1 protein-coding gene is annotated in these 601 nt (G+C 51.6%); it reads left to right on the plus strand.

What is annotated here, in order from left to right; all coding sequences use genetic code 11:
- Positions 1-601: alpha/beta fold hydrolase (locus L693_RS0103755; RefSeq protein WP_025716119.1), on the plus strand; the 601-nt coding region annotated here is incomplete at both ends.

Below are 601 nucleotides of genomic sequence, written 5' to 3' on the forward strand. Positions count from 1 at the left end.
GGAGAGATATTCCCGAAAAGCTGTCATCATTCGCCACCGTTGTATCCTATGACCGGGCAGGCTATGCCTGGAGCGAGGAGGCTGCTACTCTACGCACCGGGGAAAACATCGTTCGAGAGCTTCATGTCGCCTTAAAGAATGCAGACGTCCAAGCTCCTTATATCCTGGTAGGCCATTCCCTCGGGGGGATGTACTCAAGGCTGTACGCACAAACGCACAGAGATGAAGTGGCAGGGTTGGTCCTGGTGGATGCTAGGCCTGAGAATGACGCTCGCCGGACAAATGAGATCTATGCCAAGGAACAACCTAAGGTCAATCCCTCGCCGTTAGTGTCCATTCTTCTAGAAAAGTCGGGAGCTTTTCGTCTGTTCCCTAATTTTATGCTAGCTGGTCGTGTTGAGGCACAAGATAGGAAATCGTTTGTGAATATTGTAGCTTCCCCCAAATACTTTCGATCTGTTGCCGAGGAGGGGGATCGGGCGAGCACTACCGAAGATGCCATACGTGGGCAGCATCTGGGAAGCCTACCTGTGCGTGTGATTGCCCGGGGCATCCGGCAAAATTTGACTCAGTTCGGTATAAGTAAAAACGGGAATGATCA

The sequence above is a fragment of the Paenibacillus sp. 1-18 genome (genome assembly GCF_000520755.1).
In the GTDB taxonomy this organism is placed as follows: domain Bacteria; phylum Bacillota; class Bacilli; order Paenibacillales; family Paenibacillaceae; genus Paenibacillus; species Paenibacillus brasilensis.